This is a genomic window from Streptomyces sp. NPDC048411 (assembly GCF_040704695.1).
In the GTDB taxonomy this organism is placed as follows: Bacteria; Actinomycetota; Actinomycetes; order Streptomycetales; family Streptomycetaceae; genus Streptomyces.
The window spans coordinates 49367-64298 of record NZ_JBEZKL010000035.1 but is presented as its reverse complement, the minus strand read 5'-3'; the positions used below and the strand labels follow the sequence as shown (position 1 = coordinate 64298).

The window sequence follows — 14932 nt, the reverse complement described above, 5'->3', positions numbered from 1 at the left end:
AGGGGGGACCCTGTGGGAGTGTAGGACGCCGCCGAACAATTATTCCGGGAAAGCCCCGCACCTTTGGTGCGGGGCTTTTCTGCGTTCACGGGGCCCCTTTTGTCACCCCCCGTGCAAGTGCCGGCGAAGGCTGCGGGTAGGGTCAGGGGGCATCATTGGCACGTTCACAGGAGGCCCCCGGGTGGAGGTCCAGGAGACTCGGGTTCAGACGGACCGGGTCCTCACCATCCCCAACATCCTCAGCATGGCGCGCCTAGTCGGGGTACCGCTCTTCCTGTGGCTGATTCTTCGCCCGGAGTTCGGCGGGCCCAAGAGCGATGGCTGGGCGCTGCTCGTGCTGATGCTCAGCGGCATCAGCGACTACCTCGACGGTAAACTCGCCCGCCGATGGAACCAGATCAGCAGCCTCGGGCGCCTCCTGGACCCGGCCGCTGATCGCCTCTACATCCTTTCGACTCTCGTCGGACTGACCTGGCGGGAGATCCTTCCGCTCTGGCTCACGGCGGCACTCCTTGCCCGTGAACTGATGCTTCTCGTGATGGTCGGAATCCTGCGACGCCACGGCTATCCGCCACCCCAGGTGAACTTCCTGGGGAAGGCGGCTACGTTCAACCTGATGTACGCCTTCCCCTTGTTGCTGCTCAGCGACGCAAGTGGTTGGCTTGGATCGCTGGCCGCCATTTTCGGATGGGCGTTCGCAGGATGGGGTACAACGCTCTATTGGTGGGCAGGAATCCTCTACGTGGTTCAGGTCCGCCGACTCGTCAAGGCGGATGCAGTGGCCGATTGAGCTCGTTTGATGCGGTGCCGCGCAGTGTGGACGGTCCGCGGCTGAACTCTGAGATGTTGTCCTGACGGGCGAAGTCGGCCAAACCGTCGTCTCTTCAAGGAGGACGTTGCCGACATGAAGGCCGTCGTAATGGCTGGTGGTGAAGGCACACGCCTTCGCCCCATGACTTCCAGCATGCCCAAGCCGCTCCTGCCCGTCGCCAATCGGCCCATCATGGAGCATGTGCTGCGGCTGCTGAAACGGCATGGGCTCAATGAGACGGTCGTGACCGTCCAGTTTCTCGCCTCCCTCGTCAAGAACTACTTCGGCGACGGCGAAGAGCTCGGGATGGAGCTCAGCTATGCCAACGAGGAGAAACCTCTCGGGACAGCCGGCAGTGTAAAGAACGCCGAGGAAGCGCTCAAGGACGACACCTTCCTCGTCATTTCCGGCGATGCGCTCACGGACTTCGACCTGACCGACCTCATTGCCTTTCACAAGGAAAAGGGCGGGCTGGTCACGGTGTGTCTGACCCGAGTTCCGAATCCACTGGAATTCGGAATCACGATTGTCGACGAGGCGGGCCAGGTAGAGCGATTCCTGGAGAAGCCCACCTGGGGTCAGGTCTTCTCGGACACCGTCAACACGGGCATCTATGTCATGGAACCCGAGGTCTTCGACTACGTCCAGGCCGACGTCTCGGTGGACTGGTCCGGTGATGTCTTCCCGCAGCTCATGAAGGAAGGCAAGCCCATCTACGGCTATGTCGCCGAGGGCTACTGGGAGGACGTGGGCACGCACGAGAGCTATGTGAAGGCTCAGGCCGACGTCCTGGAACGCAAGGTCGACGTCGAGATCGACGGCTTCGAGATCTCGCCCGGTGTATGGGTTGCGGAAGGCGCCGACGTCCATCCTGACGCGGTGCTCCGCGGACCCGTCTACATCGGGGACTACGCGAAGATCGAGGCCGGTGTCGAGATCCGCGAGCACACCGTCGTCGGTTCGAACGTCGTCGTCAAGACCGGGGCGTTCCTGCACAGGGCCGTGATCCACGACAACGTCTACATCGGCCAGCACTGCAATCTGCGCGGCTGCGTGATCGGCAAGAACACCGACATCATGCGGGCTGCCCGCATCGAGGACGGTGCGGTCATCGGGGACGAGTGCCTGGTCGGTGAGGAATCGATCATTCAGGGCAATGTCCGGGTCTACCCGTTCAAGACCATCGAGGCCGGCGCCTTCGTCAACACTTCGGTGATCTGGGAGTCACGGGGGCAGGCACATCTCTTCGGTGCCCGGGGTGTCTCGGGAATCCTGAACGTGGAGATCACGCCGGAGCTCGCCGTCCGGCTCGCCGGTGCGTACGCCACCACCCTCAAGAAGGGCTCGACCGTCACCACCGCCCGTGACCACTCCCGCGGCGCCCGTGCGCTGAAGAGGGCCGTGATCTCGGCGTTGCAGGCCAGCGCCATCGACGTACGGGACCTGGAGAACGTGCCGCTGCCAGTCGCCCGTCAGCAGACCGCCAGGGGCAGCGCGGGCGGGATCATGATCCGTACCTCGCCCGGGGTGCCGGACTCGGTGGACATCATGTTCATCGACGAGCGGGGCGCAGACCTTTCCCAGGCGGGGCAGCGGAAGCTGGACCGGGTATACGCCCGCCAGGAGTACCGCCGGGCCTTCCCTGGGGAGATCGGGGATCTGCACTTTCCGTCCAGCGTCTTCGACTCCTACACCGGGGCACTGCTGCGCAATGTGGACACCACCGGGATCTCCGCCGCCGGTCTCAAGGTTGTCGTCGACGCGTCCAACGGCAGTGCCGGGCTTGTTCTGCCGAGTCTGCTCGGGCGGCTCGGCGTGGACGCGCTGACCATCAATCCCGGGCTCGACGAATCACGGCCCACGGAGTCCGCCGACGCCCGACGCTCCGGGCTCGTGCGGCTCGGGGAGATCGTCTCCTCGGCACGGGCCGCGTTCGGCGTGCGCTTCGACCCGGTCGGGGAGCGGCTCTCCCTGGTCGACGAACGGGGCCGGATCGTTGAGGACGATCGGGCCCTTCTGGTCCTGCTCGACCTGGTGGCCGCCGAGCGGCGCAGCGGCCGGGTGGCCTTGCCGGTGACCACGACGAGGGTCGCCGAGCAGGTCGCCGCCTACCACGGCACACAGGTGGAATGGACGACGACGTCGCCGGACGACCTGACGCGCGTGGGACGCGAAGAAGGCACCATTTTCGGAGGAGACGGGCGGGGCGGTTTCATCGTCCCCGAATTCAGCAGCGTCTTCGACGGTTCGGCAGCCTTCGTACGGCTTCTCGGGCTCGTCGCGCGGACCCAGCTCACGCTCAGCCAGATCGATGCCCGGATTCCCCTCGCGCACGTGTTGCGCCGCGATCTGGCCACTCCCTGGGCCGTCAAGGGACTGGTCATGCGTCGGGTGGTAGAAGCCGCCGGGGACCGTGACGTCGACACCACCGACGGCGTGCGGGTCGTCGAGGCGGACGGGCGCTGGGTGATGGTGCTTCCCGACCCGGCCGAAGCCGTCACCCATCTGTGGGCGGAAGGCCCCGACGACGCCTCGGCACAGGCGCTGCTCGACGAATGGTCGGCGATCGTGGACAGTGCAGGTCAGTGACCTGCCGCCGGCGCGCCGGGAGGTGTCGCGCAGACGCTTCCCGGCGCACGGGTGGGGCCATTCGGCGGTACTAGCTGCGGCGTGCGACGATGTGCGGCATGTCGCAGCAGCCCCCCGATCGGAGCACCCCCTCGCCGCCCGCGCGCCCTGACGCGTCCATGTCGCTGCTGACCAATGTGATGGACCACAGCCTGGACGACGGCTACGCCGAGGCCACGGCCAAGCGCAAGGCCGACGGGAGTGCGGCCATGCCTCGCACACTGAAGGCGAAACTGGGCCTCGCGGCGGGCCTTGTGCTGGCTGCTCTCGTCGTCACCCTGGGCGCCGCGGAGGCGCGTGTATCGGCGCCGGTCCTCGCCAAGGAACGCGGGGAGCTCATCGAACGTATCGACACGGAGACGTCGGCGGCCGACAAGCTGGAGTCCCAAGTCGACAAAACCCGTGACGACGTGGGCGAGCGGCAACGTAAAGCGTTGGAAAAGCATGGCGGGGACCAGGGCCAGCTCGTGGCGCTGCTCTCCGGGGCGACCGCCGTCAAGGGAACCGGTGTGAAACTTGTCGTCGACGATGCCAAGGGCACCGACCAGGGCGGCGGCGGACCGCGTGAGACCAGTAGTTTCACCGACACGGGGCGGGTGCGCGACCGGGACATGCAACGGGTCGTCAACGGCCTCTGGCAGTCCGGTGCGGAGGCCATCGCCATCAACGGGCAGCGGCTGACGGCCCTGTCGGCGATCCGCGCCGCGGGCGACGCCATACTGGTCGACAACAAACCGCTCGTGCCGCCGTACACGGTGCTTGCGGTGGGGGACGGGAAGCGGCTCAGCACCGCTTTCGAGGACAGTGCCGACGGCCAGTACCTGAGGGCGCTGAAGGACACCTTCGACATCCGGACCAGCATGTCCGTCCAGGACGAGGTGCGCCTCCCGGCTGCGCCCAGCCTCATCGTACGAACAGCAGAACCGAAGGCCGCAGACACCGGCAGTGGTGCGGCAGACACAGGGAAGGGCACATCGTGATCGCCGTACTGGGCCTCGTCGTGGGAGTCGTGGTCGGACTGTTGGTCCGGCCCGAGGTGCCGGCGGTGGTCGAGCCCTATCTCCCGATCGCTGTCGTGGCTGCTCTCGATGCGGTCTTCGGTGGTCTGCGGGCCATGCTCGACGGCATCTTCGTCGACAAGGTCTTCGTGGTGTCGTTCCTCTCGAACGTCGTCGTGGCCGCACTGATCGTTTTCCTGGGCGACAAGCTGGGTGTCGGAGCGCAGCTCTCCACCGGTGTGGTCGTCGTCTTCGGTATCCGCATCTTCTCCAACGCCGCGGCGATCCGCCGGCACGTCTTCCGGGCCTGAGGCCGATGAGCAACGAAGAGCTTCCCCGTGACCAGGAGCGCACCGGCGAGCGGCAGGCTGACATGCCCGAGCAGCTCACCGGGCGCCAGCGGTTGATCGCCGGGCTGTGGCCGCCCCGGGTCACCCGTGCGCAACTCGTCGTGGCGCTGCTGCTGTTCGTCCTGGGGCTGGGTCTTGCGATCCAGGTCCGGTCGAACAGTGACAACAGCGCACTGCGCGGCGCCCGCCAGGAGGATCTGGTCCGCATTCTCGATGAACTCGATGACCGTACGCAGCGTCTTGAGGATGAGAAGCAGCGTCTGGACGATCAGCGTACGGAGCTGGAGAGCAGCTCGGACCAGGCCGAGGAGGCCCGTAAGCAGACCGTGGAGAAGGAACGGCAACTCGGTATCCTCGCGGGCACCGTGGCAGCACACGGGCCCGGGATCACGCTCACGATCAACGATCCGGGCGACGCGGTGCAGGCGGACATGCTGCTCGACGCCCTCCAGGAGCTGCGTGCGGCCGGAGCGGAGGCGATCGAGGTCAACGGGGTGAGGGTGGTGGCCAATACGTACTTCTCCGGTGACGGTGGCGCCATCAAGGTCGACGACCGGTCCATCTCCGGGCCGTACGTCTTCAAAGTGATTGGCAAACCGCAGGATCTGGAGCCGGCGCTGAACATCCCCGGTGGTGTTGTGCAGACCCTGGAGAAGGAGCAGGCGACCGTGCATGTGGCGCAGGCGGACGACATCGTCGTGGACGCCTTGCGACCTGCGGAGCAGCCTGACTACGCTCGGTCGTCGACCCGGTGAGGGCGCCGGGCACGGGGCTCGGAGGACACGGGCAAGAGGTTGCGGGGGGTCGCCGCATCGTAATGGTGGCGCGTGGTGGAAACTGTCGAGTGGATACGGACGTTGTGAAGATGTCCGGGTCGGCAGGTGTGTTCATTCAGGGTTCGTCCTGCCCCACGGGCGGGTCTGTTTCGGTCAAGGGGAATCGCCCGTGAAGTTGTTTGCGAAGTTGTTCGGCAAGAGCGCCCGCGATGACGCGGCCCGCCATCGCGCACCGCGCCATGGCCAGGCCGAGGAGCAGGGCACGGATCGTCCGCTCTTCCGTGACGAGGTGTCGGGTCCGGACGGTGACATTTCGGGTGGAACCGGCGCGTCGTCTGTTGACCCTGCCGGTCCGGGCCGCATAGGTTTCGGGGATCCATCAACCTCAAGTACGGGTGGAGGGTTTGGGTCCATGCCGGTCTGTACGAGGTGCGGCCATCGCAATGCCGAGGCCAGTCGTTTCTGTTCCAACTGTGGTGCGCCGCTTCGGGGAGGCGCGTCTGCGGAGCGTCTTTCGGAGACGACATCGACCATCTCCATCTCCGGTCTTGAGGCTTACGAGGCGGAGGCGACGGGCCAGACGTCCTTGCCCTCCCTCTCACCGGAGGCCCAGGCCGCCGTCGACGCCCTGCCGCTCGGCTCGGCGCTCCTGGTGGTGCGCCGCGGTCCGAACTCGGGCAGCCGCTTCCTGCTGGACAGCGAGCTGACCACGGCCGGCCGCCACCCGCAGAGCGACATCTTCCTCGATGACGTGACGGTCTCCCGCCGTCACGTGGAGTTCCGCCGGAGCCCCGACGGCAGCTTCACGGTCGAGGATGTCGGCAGCCTCAACGGCACCTACGTCAATCGTGAGCGCATCGACTCCGTCGCGCTGTCCAACGGCGACGAAGTGCAGATCGGGAAGTACCGGCTGGTCTTCTACGCAAGCCAGCGGGGCATCTGACCCGTCAGGGAAGGTCCATGCTGAGAACACCGACGGGCGGTGCCGGGCACGGCACCGCCACCGCCGACGACCGGGCCATGAGCATCGGCGCGGTGCTCCTGCAGTTGCGGGACGAATTTCCCGAAGTCACCATCTCCAAGATTCGCTTCTTGGAGGCCGAGGGGCTCGTCGAGCCGCAGCGGACCCCCTCCGGCTATCGCAAATTCCGCCCCGAGGACGTCGAGCGGCTGGCACAGGTGCTGCGGATGCAGCGGGACCACTATCTTCCGCTCAAGGTCATTCGTGAGCACCTGGACGCCCTGGCCCGCGGCGAGCAGGTGCCCCTGCCGGCCGCGGGCGCTCCACGGGACCTGAGCGACGGTTCCTGGGACGGCGAGTCCTGGCGGGCCACCGCGGCCCGGATCGGGCGCGCGGAGCTCCTGGCCGCCGCCGAGGTCACCGAGAGCGAGCTCGAGGAGTGGGAGTCGTACGGGCTCATCGCTCCGACGGCGGAGGGTGGCTACGACGCCGAGACGGTGACCGTTGCCAAACTTGTGGCGGATCTGGGTCGATTCGGTCTGGAACCGCGTCATCTGCGGGCGATGCGTGGGGCTGCGGAACGCGAGGCCGGCCTGATCGAGCAGGTGGTCGCACCTCTGCGCAGACACCGGAATCCGCAGACCAGAGCCCATGCGGAGGCCAAGGCGAAGGAGCTCGCGGAGCTCTCCGTACGGCTTCATTCGGCCCTTGTGCAGACCGCTCTGCGGATCCGGCTCCACTGATCACGGGGGAGCCCGACTACCCAAACCTGCCGAGCACGTCCTAGGGTTGCTGTGTGAACGAGCTCGACGTTGTGGGTGTCCGGGTGGAAATGCCCTCCAACCAACCGATCGTGCTCCTGCGTGAAGTGGGAGGCGACCGGTACCTCCCCATTTGGATCGGTCCTGGTGAGGCGACCGCGATCGCCTTTGCCCAGCAGGGCATGGCTCCGGCCAGGCCGCTGACCCATGATCTCTTCAAGGATGTGCTCGAGGCCCTGGGCCAGGAGCTCACCGAGGTCCGCATCACGGACCTCAGGGAAGGGGTCTTCTACGCGGAGCTGGTCTTCGCCGGCGGGGTCGAGGTGAGCGCGCGGCCGTCCGACGCCATAGCGCTCGCGCTGCGCACCGGCACGCCGATCTACGGCAGTGACGGGGTGCTCGACGACGCGGGAATCTCCATCCCTGACGAGCAGGAGGACGAGGTCGAGAAGTTCCGGGAGTTCCTCGACCAGATCTCGCCGGAGGACTTCGGTACCAACAGCCAGTGACCGTCCAGCAGGGTCGCCGTCAGCGCATTCGACAAGCCCTTCCCGGGAACGGGACACGGCAAACCACCCTCTGGGTGATTATCACTCGGCGTGCCGAGTGTGGCGATCGTTGACGCACCCCAAGCGACTGCCTACCTTCGAGATGGCAGGTCAAGGACGGAGGTCGGCGTGAGAAGCAGCGGCGACGGTACGGCAGCGGGTGGGCCGTACCGGCAGCACGGAAGTACAGCCGACCGCACCATCAGGCAACCGGTTCAACCGGCGGCGATGGCGGGGGACGGGGCGGCAGCGGTCGGCGACATCGGCTATCGCGGGCCGACGGCGTGCGCGGCGGCGGGGATCACCTATCGGCAGCTCGACTACTGGGCACGCACCGGGCTTGTCGAGCCGAGCGTGCGGCCTGCCTACGGATCGGGCACGCAGCGCCTCTACAGCTTCAGGGACGTCGTCCTGCTGAAGATCGTGAAGCGCTTCCTCGACACGGGCGTCGCCCTGCAGAACATCCGCACCACGGTCCAGCATCTGCGGGCCCGGGGGTTCCAGGATCTTGAGCGGATGACGCTCATGAGTGACGGCGCGACTGTCTACGAGTGCTCCTCGCCCGACGAGGTCGTGGATCTGCTCCAGGGGGGCCAGGGGGTCTTCGGTATCGCCGTCGGCGTGGTCTGGCGGGATGTCGACGCCGCACTGTCGCAGCTGCACGGCGAGCGGGTGGACACCGGCGAGACGCTGATCGGCAACAACCCCACCGACGAGCTCGCACGGCGGCGCAACCGCGCTGTCTGACGGGCCGCGGAGCGGGGGCGCGGCGATTGTCAGTGCCGTAGGGCAGCATCGGTGATGTGAGAGCCGCGCCCACCATCCTGCATCTGGACATGGATGCCTTCTACGCCTCGGCCGAGCAGGCGGCGAAACCGAGTCTGCGCGGCAAACCGGTCGTGGTCGGCGGGCTGGGACCCCGTGGGGTCGTCGCCACCGCTTCCTACGAGGCGCGGCGCTTCGGGGTGCACTCGGCGATGCCGACCGCGCAGGCCCGGCGGCTGGCGCCCAACGCCGCCTATCTGGTGCCCCGCTTCACCCTGTACCGGACGGTGAGCGACCAGGTGATGGGGTTGCTGGGGCAACTGTCACCACTGGTGGAGCCGCTCAGCCTGGACGAGGCGTTCGTCGATCTGGAGGCCGGTGGGGCAGCCGACGACACCGCCTCGGCGCGGGCCATCGGCGAGCAGCTGCGCGACGCCATCAGAGCCGTCACCGGACTCACCGGCTCGGTCGGCCTCGCGGGCTCCAAGATGCTGGCCAAGATCGCCTCGGAGGAGGCGAAACCGAACGGGCTGCTGGTCATCGAGCCGGGGACCGAACGGGAACTGCTCGCCCCGATGTCCGTGCGGATTCTGCCCGGCGTGGGCCCTGCCACCGGGGACCATCTGCGGCGGGCCGGGATGACCACGGTCGACGACCTGGCCACGGCCGGCGAGGCGGAGCTCGTACGGCTGCTGGGGAAGGCGCACGGCGTCGCGCTGCATCGCATGGCCCTCGGGTACGACGACCGCCCCGTCGTGGCCGAGCGAGACGCCAAGTCGGTGTCGGTCGAGGACACCTTCGACATGGATCTGCACGACCGGATCCGGGTCAGGGCGGAGGTCGAGCGCCTGGCGGCCCGTTGTGTCCAGCGGCTGCGGGCCGCGGAGCGCTCGGGCCGCACCGTGGTGCTGAAGGTGCGCAGATACGATTTTTCGACGCTCACGCGGTCCGAGACGCTCCGGGGGCCGACGGACGACCCCACAGTGGTCAGAGAGGCCGCTGCGCGGCTGCTGGAGGCTGTGGACACCACCGGAGGGGTGCGGTTGCTCGGGGTGGGCGTCACCGGGCTCGCCGACTACACGCAGGAGGATCTCTTCGCCCAGGCAGCCGGTGAGCGGGCCGCGCCAGAGGTCCCCGCCCGTGAGGAACAGGGCGCGGGCGGCCACGGGGACGAGCCGGCGGACGGGGCGCAGGAGCAGGAGACCGCCGAACAGCTCGCGGCCCGGCGCTGGCCCGCCGGGCACGACGTATGCCATGACACCTTCGGCCACGGCTGGGTGCAGGGCAGTGGGGTGGGCCGGGTGACCGTGCGGTTCGAGGAACCCGGGTCGCCGCCCGGACGGGTGCGGACGTTCCGTGTCGACGATCCGGAGCTGCAGCCTGCCGATTCGCTTCCGCTGGTGAGTGATCCGGCGGACTACTCGTCCTGGCCGGCCAGCCTGCCGAAGTCCCGGTCCGGGCCCGGCTCATCGGGCGGCGAGTCCAGACCGTAGTGCCGGTAGAGCTGAAGCTCCTGTTCCGGCGAGAGATGGCGGCCCACGCCGAAGTCGGGCGCGTCCTTGATCAGCGCACGGTCGAAGGGGATCCGGAGCACGTCGTCGACGAATTCGCTGGGCTCAAGCGGAACGAAGGCGTCCCTGCTGAACAGTCCGGTGCGCACGGCTGCCCACTCGGGTATGCCGGTCGCGTCGTCGAGATACACCTCGTCCACAGTTCCGATCTTGGTGCCCTTGCGGTCGAATGCCTTGCGGCCGATCAGGCTGCGCGGATCGATGTCGGTCTGCACGGTCCCTCCCATTGGTCGCGGCTACTCCACAGGCACTACGAAAGGGCAGATTCGGGCTATCGGCCACTTGAGAATTCCGTCGCGAGCCCCGCTGGTAGGCTGGTGATGGCTGCTGACCCCGTGCGGGAGAGCCTTCCGGAGCGCATCCGGCAGGCGCCGAAGGAGCAAATCCTCCCCGGAATCTCTCAGGCCCCCGTACCGCACGGACGAGGTCACTCTGGAAAGCAGGGCGGGTTTCGTGGCGGCAGCAGCCGGAACGGATCCCTCCCTCACCGACGGTGAAAGCCGGTATGCCCCAGGGCGCACCGGTGAAGCTCTCAGGTTGAGATGACAGAGGGGGAGGCCGTCCGGGCACCCGCGCCGTGGTGCCCCTCGCAGGTCGTGACAGACCAGGAGGCCTCCACCATGACCCCCCGTCGCACTCCGCTCTCCCAGCTGGAGCAGGGCATCCCCTTCGAGCAGCGCCACATCGGCCCCGATGCCGAGGCGCAGGCGAAGATGCTCGCCCAGGTCGGTTACGGCTCGCTCGACGACCTCACCGCGGCCGCAGTGCCCGATGTGATCAAGAGTGCGGAGGCGCTGCAGCTGCCGTCGGCCCGTACCGAGGCCGAGGTCCTCGCCGAGCTCCGCACCCTTGCCGACCGCAACCAGGTGCTCGCCCCGATGATCGGGCTCGGCTACTACGGCACGTTCACCCCGCCGGTGATCCTCCGCAACGTCATGGAGAATCCCGCCTGGTACACGGCCTACACGCCGTACCAGCCGGAGATCTCGCAGGGCCGCCTGGAGGCGCTGCTCAACTTCCAGACGATGGTCGCCGAGCTGACCGGGCTGCCCACCTCCGGCGCCTCGCTGCTCGACGAGGGCACCGCCGCCGCCGAGGCCATGGCGCTCGCCCGACGCGTCGGCAAGGTCAAGGACGGAGTCTTCCTGGTCGACTCCGACACCCTGCCCCAGACCATCGCCGTGATCGAGACCCGCGCCGAGCCGACCGGTGTCGAGGTCGTCGTCGCCGATCTCGCCGAGGGCATCCCCGCAGAGATCGCCGGGCGCGGTGTCTTCGGCGTGCTGCTCCAGTACCCGGGTGCCTCCGGCGCCGTCCGTGACATCAAGCCCGTCATCGAGCAGGCCCACGAGCTCGGCGCGATCGTCACCGTCGCCGCCGACCTGCTCGCCCTGACCCTGCTGACCTCGCCCGGTGACCTCGGCGCGGACATCGCCGTCGGCACCACGCAGCGCTTCGGTGTACCGATGGGCTTCGGTGGACCGCACGCCGGCTTCATGGCTGTGCGTGAGAAGTTCGCCCGCAGCCTGCCCGGCCGCCTCGTGGGTGTCTCCGTCGACGCGGACGGAAACAAGGCCTACCGCCTCGCCCTGCAGACCCGCGAGCAGCACATCCGTCGCGAGAAGGCCACCAGCAACATCTGCACCGCGCAGGTACTGCTCGCCGTGATGGCTGGGATGTACGCGGTCTACCACGGCCCCGACGGCTTGCGGACGATCGCGCAGCGCACCCACCGCTACGCCACGATCCTGGCCGAGGGCCTGCGCGCGGCCGGGGTGGACGTCGAGACCGGCGCCTACTTCGACACGCTCACTGTGCGTGTTCCCGGCAAGGCGTCGGATGTCGTGGCCGACGCCCGTGACCGTGGGGTCAACCTGCGTCTTGTCGATGCCGACAGGGTCTCCCTCGCCTGCGACGAGACCACCACACGTGCGCAGCTCGCCGCCGTCTGGGCCGCCTTCGGCGCCGACGCCGACATCGAGGCGCTGGACGCCGCTGCCGCCGACGCGCTGCCCGAGTCCCTGCTGCGCACCGATGAGATCCTCACCCACCCGGTCTTCCACCAGCACCGCTCCGAGACCGCGATGCTGCGCTATCTGCGCAAGCTCGCCGACCGTGACTACGCGCTGGACCGCGGCATGATCCCGCTCGGCTCCTGCACCATGAAGCTGAACGCGACCACCGAGATGGAGTCGATCACCTGGCCCGAGTTCGGCGCGCTGCACCCGTTCGCGCCGGCCGAGCAGGCGGAGGGCTACCTCACGCTGATCCGTGAGCTGGAGGAGCGCCTCGCCGAGGTCACCGGCTACGACGCGGTCTCCATCCAGCCGAACGCGGGCTCGCAGGGCGAGTTCGCGGGCCTGCTCGCCGTGCGCGCGTACCACCGGGCCAACGGCGACGAGCAGCGGACCGTCTGCCTCATTCCGTCTTCCGCGCACGGCACCAACGCCGCGAGCGCCGTGATGGCGGGCATGAAGGTCATCGTGGTGAAGACCGCCGACGACGGTGAGGTCGACGTCGAGGACCTCCGCGCCAAGATCGAGAAGCACCGCGACGAGCTCGCCGTGCTCATGATCACTTACCCGTCGACGCACGGTGTGTTCGAGGAGCACGTCGCCGACATCTGTGCCGAGGTGCACGATGCGGGCGGTCAGGTGTACGTCGACGGCGCCAACCTCAACGCGCTGGTCGGTCTTGCCAAGCCCGGTCGGTTCGGCGGCGACGTCTCGCACCTGAACCTGCACAAGACCTTCTGCATCCCGCACGGCGGCGGTGGCCCCGGTGTCGGCCCGGTCGGCGTGCGCGCCCATCTGGCGCCGTACCTGCCGAACCACCCGCTGCAGCCCGGCGCGGGCCCCGAGACCGGTGTCGGACCGATCTCGGCCGCGCCGTGGGGCTCGGCCGGTATTCTCCCGATCTCCTGGGCGTACGTACGCCTGATGGGCGGGGAGGGCCTCAAGCACGCGACGCAGGTCGCCGTACTCGCGGCCAACTACATCGCCAAGCGTCTCGAACCGCACTACCCGATTCTGTACACCGGCCCGGCCGGTCTGGTCGCGCACGAGTGCATCGTGGATCTGCGGCCGATCTCCAAGGCGACCGGGGTCAGCGTCGACGACATCGCCAAGCGTCTGATCGACTACGGCTTCCACTCGCCGACCATGTCGTTCCCGGTGGCGGGCACGCTGATGATCGAGCCGACCGAGAGCGAGAACCTCGCCGAGCTCGACCGGTTCTGCGACACGATGATCGCCATCCGCGGCGAGGTCGAGAAGGTGGCCTCCGGCGAATGGAGTGCGGAAGACAACCCGCTGACCAACGCCCCGCACACCGCCGCCATCCTCGGCGGGGAGTGGACGCACGCGTACAGCCGCGAGACGGCCGTCTTCCCGGCCGGAGTCTCGGCCGCCGACAAGTACTGGCCGCCGGTGCGCCGGATCGACGGTGCGTTCGGTGACCGCAACCTCGTCTGCTCCTGCCCGCCGCTGGACGAGTACGACAACTGACCCACCCGTTCGGGTGTGACCCGGACATGCGTCGGGGCCGGTTCGGAGATCTTCTCCGGGCCGGCCCCATTTCTTACGGGCCACGCTCAGGCGGCCTTCATCACCCGGCCGGCGTCCAGCGGCCGGTGCGGAGCGATGATCTGCCCGTCCGGGAGCAGCTCACCGGTGTCCTCGAAGAGCAGGACGCCGTTGCACAGCAGGCTCCAGCCCTGTTCCGGGTGGTGTGCCATCAGGCGTGCGGCTTCCCGGTCGGCTGAGTCGGCTGTCGGGCAAGGTGGCTTGTGCTGGCACATGGCTGGGTTCTTTCGCTGCGTTGTAGTGGGTGTCCTGCGGCTTGATGAGGTGTTCATGGCCGCCCCCCGTATCTGTCGGTCCGGTTCCAGTGTTGCCCCACGGGCGCCAATCCGCAGGGATTTCGCGGCAGCGGTGCTCCTACTCTCATGACGCGTCACCCGGGCGGACGGTTCAACACAACTGCACTGTCCCTTCGGGTGGTTCGGGGTGGCCGGACCGGACTAGTCCGGATGGTCCCGGGGGCGCCCCGCTGTCCCGCGCTGCGTGTCCCGCAGTACTGTGCCCCGCCACCGGAAACGGCGACGGGGCACAGTACTGCGTGCCGGAGGCGGGACGGGGTCAGGCGGGTGAACCGAGCAGGGGGCCGGGGCCGGGGGTGATGCGCAGGGTCATCACGGGGAGTAGATCGGCGACCCGGTGCGCGCGGTGTGCCGCGATACCCGGTGGGGCGGGAGCCAGCGGTACCAGAAGATCGGTGGGGGCGAGGGTGCCACCCGACGGGTCGGCCTCGATGTCCTCGTGCAGCCACAGCGTCAGCATGTAGAGCTCCGGGATCGACAGCAGCCGGGGCTGGTAGCGGGGTGTCACCGTCTCCGTCTGGCGCAGGGCGAGCTCGGTCGATGCGATGTAAGGACCCTCGAAGAAGTGCGAGAAGGCCCAGCCGTCCGGAGTGAGCATGGTGTCGGCCGCGGCGACGGCCCGCTCCGAGCTGCGGATCAGGAAGCGCCACGCGGTCAGCCGGGTGCGTGGTGCGAGCCCGTTCGGGCCGATCCGGTCCAGCACATGGACGGGGAGCGGAAGTTCGGGGCTCAGAGGTCCCTGGACGGACCGGAGAGCCGGGGTGCGGGCCTCGAGGACTGCGGTGGGTGAACCGAGTGCCGCGAGGACGCTGCGCAGTGCAGGCGCGGGAGCCGGGGGAACATGCAGCGGCATAGTGGGTCGCCTCTCACTTCGGAGACACGG

The 14932-nt window shown here is 68.2% G+C and carries 14 protein-coding genes and 1 riboswitch; of the genes, 11 read left to right on the top strand and 3 right to left on the bottom strand.

What is annotated here, in order from left to right; genetic code table 11:
• Nucleotides 1–181: 181 nt before the first annotated feature.
• The 10 genes from AB0915_RS15445 to AB0915_RS15400 all read left to right on the top strand — a co-directional run bounded on the left by AB0915_RS15445 (nucleotide 182) and on the right by AB0915_RS15400 (nucleotide 10091).
• The gene (locus tag AB0915_RS15445; protein WP_366691570.1) at nucleotides 182–790 is read left to right on the top strand and encodes a CDP-alcohol phosphatidyltransferase family protein; all 609 of its coding nucleotides are present in this window, start codon (nucleotides 182–184) and stop codon (nucleotides 788–790) included.
• Nucleotides 791–904: 114 nt separating this feature from the next.
• Nucleotides 905–3400 carry a mannose-1-phosphate guanyltransferase gene (locus AB0915_RS15440; RefSeq protein ID WP_366691569.1) on the top strand — a complete coding sequence of 832 codons (2496 nt, stop codon included), beginning with the start codon at nucleotides 905–907 and terminating at the stop codon, nucleotides 3398–3400.
• A 98-nt stretch (nucleotides 3401–3498) separates the two neighbouring features.
• Nucleotides 3499–4419 (top strand): DUF881 domain-containing protein, encoded by a 921-nt coding sequence (locus AB0915_RS15435; RefSeq protein ID WP_366691568.1) that lies wholly within the window; start codon nucleotides 3499–3501, stop codon nucleotides 4417–4419.
• The gene (locus tag AB0915_RS15430) at nucleotides 4416–4748 is read left to right on the top strand and encodes a small basic family protein (RefSeq protein WP_023543062.1); all 333 of its coding nucleotides are present in this window, start codon (nucleotides 4416–4418) and stop codon (nucleotides 4746–4748) included. The genes AB0915_RS15435 and AB0915_RS15430 overlap by 4 nt, the downstream gene beginning before the upstream one ends.
• Nucleotides 4749–4753: 5 nt before the next feature.
• Nucleotides 4754–5542, top strand: a complete 789-nt coding sequence (locus AB0915_RS15425; protein ID WP_366691567.1) for a DUF881 domain-containing protein — start codon at nucleotides 4754–4756, stop codon at nucleotides 5540–5542.
• 190 nt (nucleotides 5543–5732) lie between these two features.
• Nucleotides 5733–6506, top strand: a complete 774-nt coding sequence (locus tag AB0915_RS15420) for an FHA domain-containing protein (RefSeq protein WP_366691566.1) — start codon at nucleotides 5733–5735, stop codon at nucleotides 6504–6506.
• Between the two features lie 17 nt (nucleotides 6507–6523).
• Complete coding sequence (locus AB0915_RS15415; RefSeq protein ID WP_366691565.1) at nucleotides 6524–7267, top strand: MerR family transcriptional regulator; 744 nt, start codon at nucleotides 6524–6526, stop codon at nucleotides 7265–7267.
• Between the two features lie 53 nt (nucleotides 7268–7320).
• Nucleotides 7321–7794: a bifunctional nuclease family protein gene (locus AB0915_RS15410; protein ID WP_037690563.1), complete on the top strand. Its 474-nt coding sequence runs from the start codon at nucleotides 7321–7323 to the stop codon at nucleotides 7792–7794.
• A gap of 168 nt (nucleotides 7795–7962) precedes the next feature.
• Nucleotides 7963–8580, top strand: a complete 618-nt coding sequence (locus tag AB0915_RS15405; protein WP_366691564.1) for a MerR family transcriptional regulator — start codon at nucleotides 7963–7965, stop codon at nucleotides 8578–8580.
• A gap of 56 nt (nucleotides 8581–8636) precedes the next feature.
• Nucleotides 8637–10091 carry a DNA polymerase IV gene (locus AB0915_RS15400; RefSeq protein WP_366691563.1) on the top strand — a complete coding sequence of 485 codons (1455 nt, stop codon included), beginning with the start codon at nucleotides 8637–8639 and terminating at the stop codon, nucleotides 10089–10091.
• Here AB0915_RS15400 and AB0915_RS15395 read toward each other — a convergent pair.
• Nucleotides 10016–10396 (bottom strand): PRC-barrel domain-containing protein, encoded by a 381-nt coding sequence (locus AB0915_RS15395; protein ID WP_366134138.1) that lies wholly within the window; start codon nucleotides 10394–10396, stop codon nucleotides 10016–10018. The genes AB0915_RS15400 and AB0915_RS15395 overlap by 76 nt on opposite strands.
• Before the next feature lie 101 nt (nucleotides 10397–10497).
• Nucleotides 10498–10595, top strand: a riboswitch (glycine riboswitch).
• 194 nt (nucleotides 10596–10789) lie between these two features.
• On the opposite strand from AB0915_RS15395, the gene gcvP reads away from it, so the two are divergent.
• Nucleotides 10790–13675 (top strand): aminomethyl-transferring glycine dehydrogenase, encoded by a 2886-nt coding sequence (gene gcvP / locus AB0915_RS15390; protein WP_366691562.1) that lies wholly within the window; start codon nucleotides 10790–10792, stop codon nucleotides 13673–13675.
• A gap of 86 nt (nucleotides 13676–13761) precedes the next feature.
• Here the strand turns inward: gcvP and AB0915_RS15385 are convergent, their stop codons facing one another.
• Entirely contained in the window at nucleotides 13762–13968 is a 207-nt protein-coding gene (locus tag AB0915_RS15385) for a DUF5999 family protein (protein ID WP_323135913.1), read from the bottom strand.
• Nucleotides 13969–14308: 340 nt separating this feature from the next.
• Nucleotides 14309–14902 carry a hypothetical protein gene (locus AB0915_RS15380; protein WP_366691561.1) on the bottom strand — a complete coding sequence of 198 codons (594 nt, stop codon included), beginning with the start codon at nucleotides 14900–14902 and terminating at the stop codon, nucleotides 14309–14311.
• Nucleotides 14903–14932: the final 30 nt, after the last annotated feature.